Annotated in this window: 7 protein-coding genes and 1 pseudogene; all 8 read right to left on the bottom strand. The window is 60.7% G+C overall.

Translation table 11 applies throughout. The annotated features are described in order from the left end of the window. Positions 1-152: pseudogene (locus ACO1VH_RS11010) on the bottom strand (sodium:solute symporter); the annotation flags it as partial. A 419-nt stretch (positions 153-571) separates the two neighbouring features. Then, positions 572-2131, bottom strand: a complete 1560-nt coding sequence (ubiB, locus tag ACO1VH_RS11005) for a ubiquinone biosynthesis regulatory protein kinase UbiB (protein WP_486244506.1) — start codon at positions 2129-2131, stop codon at positions 572-574. Next, entirely contained in the window at positions 2128-2730 is a 603-nt protein-coding gene (locus tag ACO1VH_RS11000) for a ubiquinone biosynthesis accessory factor UbiJ (RefSeq protein WP_486244505.1), read from the bottom strand. The genes ubiB and ACO1VH_RS11000 overlap by 4 nt, the downstream gene beginning before the upstream one ends. A gap of 83 nt (positions 2731-2813) precedes the next feature. Continuing rightward, positions 2814-3716, bottom strand: coding sequence for a Tim44 domain-containing protein (locus ACO1VH_RS10995; protein WP_486244504.1), 903 nt, complete (start codon positions 3714-3716; stop codon positions 2814-2816). Between the two features lie 9 nt (positions 3717-3725). Next, the gene (gene ubiE, locus ACO1VH_RS10990) at positions 3726-4460 is read right to left on the bottom strand and encodes a bifunctional demethylmenaquinone methyltransferase/2-methoxy-6-polyprenyl-1,4-benzoquinol methylase UbiE (protein ID WP_486244503.1); all 735 of its coding nucleotides are present in this window, start codon (positions 4458-4460) and stop codon (positions 3726-3728) included. A 121-nt stretch (positions 4461-4581) separates the two neighbouring features. Beyond that, positions 4582-5004, bottom strand: coding sequence for a gamma-butyrobetaine hydroxylase family protein (locus ACO1VH_RS10985; RefSeq protein WP_486244502.1), 423 nt, complete (start codon positions 5002-5004; stop codon positions 4582-4584). A 57-nt stretch (positions 5005-5061) separates the two neighbouring features. Further along, entirely contained in the window at positions 5062-5514 is a 453-nt protein-coding gene (locus ACO1VH_RS10980; protein WP_486244501.1) for an HIT family protein, read from the bottom strand. After that, positions 5511-9524, bottom strand: coding sequence for a DUF3683 domain-containing protein (locus ACO1VH_RS10975; RefSeq protein ID WP_486244500.1), 4014 nt, complete (start codon positions 9522-9524; stop codon positions 5511-5513). The genes ACO1VH_RS10980 and ACO1VH_RS10975 overlap by 4 nt, the downstream gene beginning before the upstream one ends. Positions 9525-9680: the final 156 nt, after the last annotated feature.

Below are 9680 nucleotides of genomic sequence, written 5' to 3'. Positions count from 1 at the left end.
GCGAACGTGGTGGTGATCACCATGATCAGCGGCAGGCTGCGGCCGGCCACGGCGAAGTCGCTGGTGTTTTTAATGCGCGTTCCTGCCCAGACGCCGAGGGCAAGCGTGCCTCCCATATAGAGCACCACAAAGGAAATCAGCGTGTAGTCCAACTCGGTTCGCTCCGCAGAAAAAACGGCCGGTTATAAAAGAAAACTCCCGTATTCCAACAATGGCTTGCAGACAGCGCCATGTTCGATGCATGCGTCATGCCAGGCCTCCGGATCATCAAGCGGCAACGTGATGTTCGCGCAATACCGGCGAAGTTCATACCAACTCCACCGACAGATCAAACGTCTCCAACTAGAGATCATCCAAATGCAATCAGCGAAGCGACGATGGAAATCACACATATCGCGCTGCGCCACTGCGTGTCTGCCGAGCCGGACGAGAAAGCGACGGAGGCTGAAAAAACGCGGAATTGTAGCAAATCGCAGCGACGCATTTGCAAAAAAATACCGCACCGAAATGAGGCATCGGTGCGGTATTTCAATGAGCTGCGTTCACGGGCCTGCGCAGCGCGCAGACAGTCTTATCCGAATGTAAATAGAACCAGCGTCAGCAATCCGCCGACGACCAGTCCACCGCCGAAATAGATCGCCACGCCCAGCAGCAGATTCGTGCGCCGCTGTTCCTGCAATACCAGTTTCAGCAGCTCATCGGTATGGCGCTCCGCTTCGGTGGCCTTCGTCAGCGCCTGATGCGCCAGACGCGGCAGTTCCGGCAGCAGCTTGCTGTAGCGCGGCGCTTCGACCTTCAGGCGCTGATAGAAACCGCGCCAGCCGACCTGCTCGTTCATCCAGCGTTCCAAATATGGTTTGGCGGTCTTCCACAGGTCCAGCTCCGGATCGAGCTGGCGGCCCAGTCCTTCGATATTCAGCAGCGTCTTCTGCAGCAACACCAGTTGCGGCTGCACCTCGATGTTGAAGCGGCGCGACGTCTGGAACAAGCGCAACAGCACCTGGCCGAACGAGATGTCGGAGAGTGGTCGGTCGAAGATCGGTTCGCAGCAGGCGCGCACCGCTGCTTCCAGCTCGTCGATGCGCGTTTCCTTTGGCGCCCAGCCTGATTCGATGTGCGCTTCAGCCACGCGCTTGTAGTCGCGGCGGAAGAAGGCGAGGAAATTCTGCGCCAGATAATCCTTGTCGAAATCGTTCAGCGTGCCGACGATGCCGAAATCCAGCGCGATGTAGCGACCGAAGGTCGCCGGCTCGGTGGAAACCAGGATATTCCCCGGATGCATGTCGGCATGGAAGAAGCCGTCGCGGAACACCTGCGTGAAAAAGATTTCGACGCCGTCGCTGGCGAGTTTCTTCAGATCGACGCCGGCAGCCAGCAGGCGCTCGGTCTGCGAGATCGGGATGCCGGTCATGCGCTCCATCGTGATGACGGAAGTCGAGCAGTAGTCCCAGAACATTTCCGGCACCACCAACAACTGCGAATCGGCGAAGTTGCGGCGCAGCTGGCTGCCGTTGGCAGCTTCGCGCATCAGATCCAGCTCGTCATGCAGATACTTGTCGAACTCGGCAACGACTTCGCGCGGCTTCAAGCGCCGGCCGTCGGCCCACCAGCGTTCGACCATGCCGGCGACGATGCGCATCAGCGCCAGATCGTCGTCGATCGAACGGCGCACGCCGGGGCGCAGTACCTTGACCGCGACGTTGCGGCCATTCTTCAGTTGCGCGAAATGCACTTGCGCGATCGATGCCGAAGCCACCGGCTCGCGCTCGAATTGCGCGAACAGCTGGTCCGGATGCGAGCCTAACGAACGGATGATCTGCGCAATCGCCTGTTCCGTCGGGAACGGCGGAACGCGATCCTGCAGGCGCGCCAGTTCGTCGGCGATGTCCATCGGCATCAGATCGCGCCGCGTCGACAGCACTTGGCCGAACTTGACGAAGATGGGACCGAGATCCTCCAGCGCACGCCGCAACCGCTCACCGCGCGGCGCGGAAATATCGCGCCAGAACAGGATCGCGTTCAGCACGCGCGTGGTGCGCGGAATCGTCAGGCCGGACATCGCAATGTCGTCCAGCCCGTAGCGAATGGCGACACGGATGATCTTGAAGACGCGCAGGAATCGCAGAATCATCGCGCGGCGTCCTTCAGCTTCTCGATGCGCTTGGACAGCCGTGCGACATCGTCGCGCAGTCTGGTCACGTCTTGAGTGAAATCGGCAATCGCCTGCGGACGCATCAGCATCGGATTTTCTTCCAGAAAGTATTCGGCCGCGTTTTCGCTGACCGAGCGTTGCAGGGATTTGGCCGCATCGAGCGCGGAACGCGCGCCCATCGCGATGCGGCGCGCGGCAATATCGCCGACCACGCCGGCCAGATCACCTTCCGCATCCCAGCGTAGCGACTGGCTCAGTTGCGAGATCGTATTGGCGAAATCGGCGTCGCCGTCGATCTTCACGTAGGAGAATGCGCGCTCGCGGTTCTGCAGAATCAGCGGCAGATCGGACAGCTGCGCGCGTATCGTCACCGCGGCAGCTTCATCGCTGCTTGCCCCGCCGTTTGCCGTCTCCACCATGCCGTCAGCGGCGACTTTCAGGCGCACTATCATCAGGCCGGCATCGAATACGGCGATCTTTCCCACATGCGGCATCAGCTTCGCACGCGCCCATGCTTCCTGTGCGAGCAGGTGATTGATGGCAGCGGGCAGGAAATCGGCAGGGGAGCGAAAAGTCATCGTCAAAAAACAAAGCCGCCCGTGACCATTCACGGGCGGCTCAAGTTTAGCAGCATGCGGCGCAGTGCCGCCAGCGATCGTTCTTACAGTTGCTGAATGCCAGCCAGCACCCAGCCGCCGTCGCCATGCACCGGCTTGGACAGATTCCATGCCTCGGTGAACGGTTCGGTCGGAGCATGGTCAGCCTCGCGGATCATGCCGCTGAATTTCACGCTGGCGATGTATTCGTCGCCGACTTTTTCCACGCCGTAGAACACCGCATCCAGCGACACCACGTCGGTGACGTTCTTCGTGTCGCCGCGTTCCTGCAGTTGCAGGCGCAGTTCACCGAACATTTCCGGCGTCGTGAATTCGCGGATGTCGTTGATGTCGCCGCGATCCCATGCCGCCTGCAGGCGGATGAAATAGCTCTTCGCGTTACGCAGGAACGATTGCACATCGAAATCCGCCGGCACGTCGTTCGCATCTACCGCAGCAGCGGAAGACAGGGACGACGAGGATTGCAGCGCCGATGGTTGATTGATGCTGGAGCCGATTTCCGGCGTCTGCGTGCGTGCCGAATAGCCGTGCTGGAAAGCCGGCTGCGGCTGATTGCCCGCGCTACGACCGCGAATCATGCGGAAAATGAACATCGCAGCGAATGCCAGCAGCGCCACCATCAGGATGGTGCTGATCATGCTGGCCAGCGCACCGCCGATACCCAGGTGCGACAGCAACGCGCCCAGGCCCAGGCCGAGCAAGGCACCGCCCAGAATGTTGCGCATCATGCTCGGTTTGGCTGCGGCACCTGCAGCACCGGCCGTACCTGCCGTGGCGGCATCAGGCTTCGCAGTCGTTGCCGATTGCTGTGGCGGCGCAGAACGCTGATAGCTCTGCGACTGCTTGCCGAACGAACCGCCGCCGCCCATGCGCTTGGCTTCCGCCTCGGGCGCAATGAACATCATCGAACTGGTTACGACGGCCAACGCCATCAACAATCTCTTCATTGCTTTCTCCTAAAGTTTGATTCCGGTGTGTAATGCCGCCACACCTGCGGTCAGATTGAAATACTGGACGCGCTCCAATCCCGCGCCCTCCATCATTTTCTTCAACGTTTCCTGATCCGGATGCATGCGGATCGATTCGGCCAGATAGCGATAGCTGTCGGCATCATTCGCAATCCGCTTGCCCATCCACGGCAGCACGCTGAACGAATACAGGTCGTAGGGCTTCTTCAGCGGCTCCCACACCTTCGAAAATTCCAGCACCAGCAACTTGCCGCTCGGCTTCAGCACACGGCGCATTTCCGCCAGTGCAGCATCCTTGTGCGTCATGTTGCGCAGACCGAACGCCACCGACACCCGATCGAAATAGTTGTCGGGAAACGGTAGCTTTTCCGCATCGCACAAGGACGTGGGGGTGATCAGTCCATTGTTCAATAGACGATCACGCCCTACGCGCAACATCGATTCGTTGATGTCGGTCAGCCACACCTCGCCGCTCGGTCCGGCACGCTTTGCAAATGCCTTGGCCAGATCACCCGTACCGCCCGCAATATCCAGCACCTTGAAGCCGGGGCGAATACCCGCCTGCGCGATCGTGAATGCCTTCCACAGGCGATGCAGCCCGGCCGACATGACGTCGTTCATCACGTCGTACTTGGCGGCGACCGAATGGAACACTTCGGCGACCTTGTGGACTTTTTCTTCCTCGGCGACCGTCTGATAGCCGAAATGGGTGGAATTGGTCATGGCAAATGCAATCCAGTGAAAGTGATTATACGATATGTTAAGAAATCGTGAAGATTGAATTAATCTACGGAAACATCATGTAATTCATCGGCAACATCGCCGATTTCCGTGCATCAATGCATCAATGATGGTGGCCGCAACTGCCCCCGGCAGCTGTCGCCTTGTCCATCGGCGCATCGCGGCCGGACTCACGGGTAAAGCCGGCCGCTTCCAGCCGACGCAGATAGTCTTCCCACAGTGCCTGCTGATCCGTGCCGAGATGGTGCAGGTACTCCCACGAGTAGATACCGCTGTCGTGGCCATCCGAAAACACGGGTTTGATTGCATAGTTACCGACCGGTTCGACCGCGACGATGCCCACTTCGCGCATGCCGGTCTGCAAGGTTTCCTGGCCGGGACCGTGGCCGCGCACTTCTGCCGACGGCGAATAGACGCGCAGGAATTCGAACGGCAGCGAGAAGGCGGCACCGTCGTCGAAGGCGATTTCCAGCACGCGCGACTGCTTGCGCACGGTCAGTTCGGTTGGTTGCGGTTGCTTGCTCATCGTTCACCTTTCAATAAAGTGCGGCATCGACACAGCCGATGCCACGGTATGCGCTATTTAGTCTGCACAGGCGACATGCTTCGCCACCGCTGCACGCAACACCGGCAACAGCGCCTGCCGTGCAGCGAGCGCGTCCGGTGCGGTCTGCCTGACCGCTGGCGCCCAGACAGGATTCGGAAAATGCGCATCGTCCGCATAGCGCGGAATCACGTGCCAGTGCAGATGCGGCACCATGTTGCCCAGACTGGCGAGATTGATCTTGAGCGGTTGCATCACGTCGCGCAGCGCGACTTCCACCTGGCAGACGGTGCGCATCAGCAGCGAACGGTCGACCGGCGGCAGATCGGTCATCTCGGCAACGTGCGCATTCCAGATGACACGGCAGAAGCCGGGATAGTTGGCATCATCGATCAATACGACGCGCAGCTTGTCGTTACGGAACAGGATTTCGCCGCCGCTTCCGTCTTCTTCGCGGCACAGTTCGCAGGCGTTCGATGTGGTGGATGTCATACCAGCACGCGCTCGATGCCGCCGTTGTTGGCACTGGCGACATAGTTCTGCAGCCAGTCCTCGCCCAGCAAGTGCTTGGCCATCTCGACGACGATGTAGTCGGCATTGGCGCCAGTGTCTTCCTTGTAACGCGACAGACCCTGCAGGCAGGACGGGCACGACGTCAGCACTTTCACCTCGCCGGTAAAGCCGTCGGCGCGTAACTTGTCGGCGCCCTTCTCCATCTCTTCCTGCTTGCGGAAGCGTACCTGCGTCGCGATGTCAGGTCGCGATACCGCAAAGGTGCCGGACTCGCCGCAGCAGCGATCGTTCTTTTCGATTTTCTGCGCATCGGCAGTCGTGATCAGCGCATTGACCGTCTTCAGCGCATCCTGCTGCTTCATCGGCGTGTGGCAGGGATCGTGATACATGTAGCGCACGCCGGATACGCCCTCCAGCTTGACGCCCTTTTCCATCAGATATTCATGGATGTCGATGATGCGGCAGCCGGGGAATATCTTGTCGAATTCATAGCCCTGCAACTGATCGAAACAGGTGCCGCACGACACGACCACCGTCTTGATGTCGAGATAGTTCAACGTATTCGCCATGCGGTGGAACAGCACGCGATTGTCGGTGATGATCTTCTCGGCCTTGTCGTAATCGCCGGTGCCGCGCTGCGGATAGCCGCAGCACAGATAGCCCGGCGGCAGCACGGTCTGCACGCCGACGTTCCACAGCATCGCCTGCGTCGCCAGCCCGACCTGCGAGAACAGCCGCTCCGAACCGCAGCCGGGGAAATAGAACACCGCTTCGCTGTCCGCCGTCGTCTGCTGCGGGTTGCGGATGATGGGCACGATTTTGTTGTCTTCGATGTCAAGCAGCGCGCGCGCCGTCTTCTTCGGCAGGTTGCCCGGCATCTTCTTGTTGACGAAGTGGATCACCTGTTCCTTGATCGGCGGCTTGCCGATCGTGGGCTTCGGCGCGGCAGTCTGCTTCTTACCCAGCTTACGGAAGAAATCGTGGCCGAAGCGCTGCGCCTTGTAGCCGAAGCCGACCATCGCCTGACGCGTCGCATTGATCGTTGCCGGATCGGTGGCGTTCAGGAAGAACATCGCCGTCGCCGTGCCGGGGTTGAACGACTTCTTGTCCATCTTGCGCAGCAGGTTGCGCATGTTCATCGACACGTCGCCGAAATCGATATCGACGGGGCATGGCGTCACGCACTTGTGGCAGACGGTGCAATGGTCGGCGACGTCCTCGAATTCTTCCCAGTGCTTCAGCGACACGCCGCGGCGCGTCTGCTCTTCGTACAGGAAGGCTTCGACCAGCAGCGACGTCGCCAGGATCTTGTTGCGCGGCGAGTACAGCAGGTTGGCGCGCGGCACGTGCGTGGTGCAGACCGGCTTGCACTTGCCGCAGCGCAGGCAATCCTTGACGCTGTTGGCGATCGCGCCGATGTCGCTCTGCTGCATGATCAGTGACTCATGCCCCATCAGTCCGAACGACGGCGTGTAGGCATTGCGCAGATCGGCACGCAACTCCGGCATGTCCATCAGCTTGCCCTTGTTGAAGCGGCCTTCTGGATCGACGCGGCGCTTGTAAGCGCGGAAATCGGCCAGCTCTTCATCGGTCAGGAATTCGACCTTGGTGATGCCAATGCCATGCTCGCCGGAAATCACGCCGTTCAACGAACGCGCGAACTTCATGATGCGCGCCACGGTTTCGTGCGCATCCAGCAGCATCTGGTAGTGGTCAGAATTGACCGGGATGTTGGTGTGCACGTTGCCGTCGCCTGCGTGCATGTGCAACGCGACGAACACGCGGCCGCGCAACACGCGCTTGTGGATAGCAGCGGCTTCATCGAGGATCAGGCGGAAGGCGACGCCGCCGAAGATCTGGCGCAACTGCGCGCGGATTTCGGTCTTCCACGACACGCGCACGGTGCGGTCCTGGATGACATCGAACACGGTCGCGTCCGGCTGCTTCGCCAGCCGTTCGTCGAAAGTGCCGTTCAGCGCCTGCACGCCAAGCGCCAGCATTTTTTCCTTCGCGTCACGCAGCGGCGTGTCCAGATTCGACAGCAGGAAGGACCAGCGCGCATGCGTGTCTTCGATCAGTTGTTCAGCCTGATTGACGCGGTCTTCCAGCAATTCTGCCGGCGGAATCGCATCGCCTTCCGCATCGTCGCTCTTGCCCAGGGGCAGATTGCCGGCGATGAAAAAGTTGTGCAGTTCAGCGAGGAACTGCAGCTTGTTCTTGATCGACAGTTCGACGTTGATGCGCTCGATGCCGTCCGAGTATTCGCCCATGCGATTGAGCGGAATCACGACGTCTTCATTGATCTTGAACGCGTTGGTGTGCTTGGAGATGGCCGCGGTACGCGCGCGATCCAACCAGAATTTCTTGCGCGCTTCCGGGCTGACGGCAATGAAGCCTTCGCCGACGCGCTGATTAGCGATACGCACCACTTCGGAAGCCGCCTGCGCAACTGCATCCTCGTCGTCGCCGACGATGTCACCGAACAGCGCCATCTTGGGCAGCACGTCGCGCTTGGACTTGGTCGCATAACCGACCGCGCGCAGATAGCGTTCGTCCAGATGTTCGAGGCCGGCCAGACGCACGGTCTCGAACGCGCCGCCGCGTGCCGGCAGGCTGTCCAGATAATCCTTGATTTCGACAATCGACGGCACCGCGTCGCGCGAATGGCCGAAGAATTCGAGGCAGACGGTACGCGTGTGCTTCGGCATGCGGTGCAGGATCCAGCGCGCCGACGTGATCAGGCCGTCGCAGCCTTCCTTCTGCACGCCCGGCAGGCCGGCGAGGAATTTGTCGGTGACGTCCTTGCCCAGGCCTTCCTTGCGGAAGATACGGCCGGGAATTTCCAGCGTCTCGGTCCTGAACGGCGCGTTGCGACTACGGCCCTTCTCGCTCGGATGCGTCCATTCGAGCTTGAACTTCGCCACCGGCGCGTCATGAATCTTGCCGAGGTTGTGTTCGATGCGCGTGACTTCCAGCCAGTCGCCGTTCGGATCGACCATGCGCCAGCTGGCCAGATTGTCGAGCGCTGTACCCCACAGCACGGCCTTCTTGCCACCGGCGTTCATCGCGATGTTGCCGCCGATGCACGAGGCTTCGGCCGAAGTCGGATCGACGGCGAACACGAAGCCGGCCTTCTCGGCCGCATCGGCCACGCGCTTGGTGACGACGCCAGCGCCGGAATAAATCGTCGCGTAGTCGCGCTCGACGCCAGGCAGGCGCGTCATTTCGACTTCGCTCAGGCCAATCAGCTTTTCGGTATTGATGACGGCCGACATCGGCGTCAGCGGAATCGCGCCGCCGGTATAGCCGGTGCCGCCGCCGCGCGGGATGATGGTCAGGCCGAGTTCGATACAGCCCTTGACCAGACCTGCCATCTCGTCCTCGGAATCCGGCGTCAGCACGACGAACGGATATTCGACACGCCAGTCGGTCGCGTCCGTCACGTGCGACACGCGCGACAGGCCATCGAACTTGATGTTGTCCTTGTCTGTATAGCGGCCCAGCACGCGCGTGGCGCGCTTGCGCAGATCCCAGGTATTGCGGAATTCCTCGCCAAAATCGGCCACCGCCTTGCAGGCTGCCTGCACCAGCACTTCCACGGCAGCAGCGCGGCGCTGCGCCGCTGCATCGTCGTGTGCGGCCAGATCGTTCTTGCGGCGCCGGTCGACTTCGCCCAGACGATGGTTCAGCGCATCGATCAGAGCCTGGCGACGCTTCGGATTGTCCAGCATGTCGTCCTGCAGGTACGGATTGCGGCGCACCACCCAGATGTCGCCCAATACCTCGTACAGCATGCGCGCGGAACGGCCGGTCTGGCGCTCGCCGCGCAATTCATCCAGCAACTTCCACGCCTCTTCACCGAGCAGGCGAATCACGATCTCGCGATCGGAAAAAGACGTGTAGTTGTACGGGATTTCACGCAGGCGCGTAGCGGTGTGGCCATCCGGGGCGTCGGCTAGGAGGGTCTGGAACTGTGCTGGGGCGTTCATCGAAGGTCACGCGGACTGATACTAAAGGCGCATTTTAGCCGATTGCGATATCCGCCGTCGGTGTGGAAACAGACGTTCGGCGGACATTCAGCAGCCGCTCAGCCCGCTTTCAACCGGCCATTTTCTTCGTTTTTCGGCTCGATTCCGGCCCAATTC

The organism is Oxalicibacterium sp. (assembly GCF_057353965.1).
Note: the sequence above shows the minus strand (reverse complement) of the source record. Positions and strands in the feature narration are given on the sequence as shown.

Coding starts and splice junctions, on each gene's coding strand:
- ubiB (WP_486244506.1), bottom strand. CDS start 2,131: ATGATTCTGCGATTCCTGCGCGTCTTCAAGATCATCCGTGTCGCCATT.
- ubiE (WP_486244503.1), bottom strand. CDS start 4,460: ATGACCAATTCCACCCATTTCGGCTATCAGACGGTCGCCGAGGAAGAA.
- ACO1VH_RS10975 (WP_486244500.1), bottom strand. CDS start 9,524: ATGAACGCCCCAGCACAGTTCCAGACCCTCCTAGCCGACGCCCCGGAT.
- ACO1VH_RS10995 (WP_486244504.1), bottom strand. CDS start 3,716: ATGAAGAGATTGTTGATGGCGTTGGCCGTCGTAACCAGTTCGATGATG.
- ACO1VH_RS10985 (WP_486244502.1), bottom strand. CDS start 5,004: ATGAGCAAGCAACCGCAACCAACCGAACTGACCGTGCGCAAGCAGTCG.
- ACO1VH_RS10980 (WP_486244501.1), bottom strand. CDS start 5,514: ATGACATCCACCACATCGAACGCCTGCGAACTGTGCCGCGAAGAAGAC.
- ACO1VH_RS11000 (WP_486244505.1), bottom strand. CDS start 2,730: ATGACTTTTCGCTCCCCTGCCGATTTCCTGCCCGCTGCCATCAATCAC.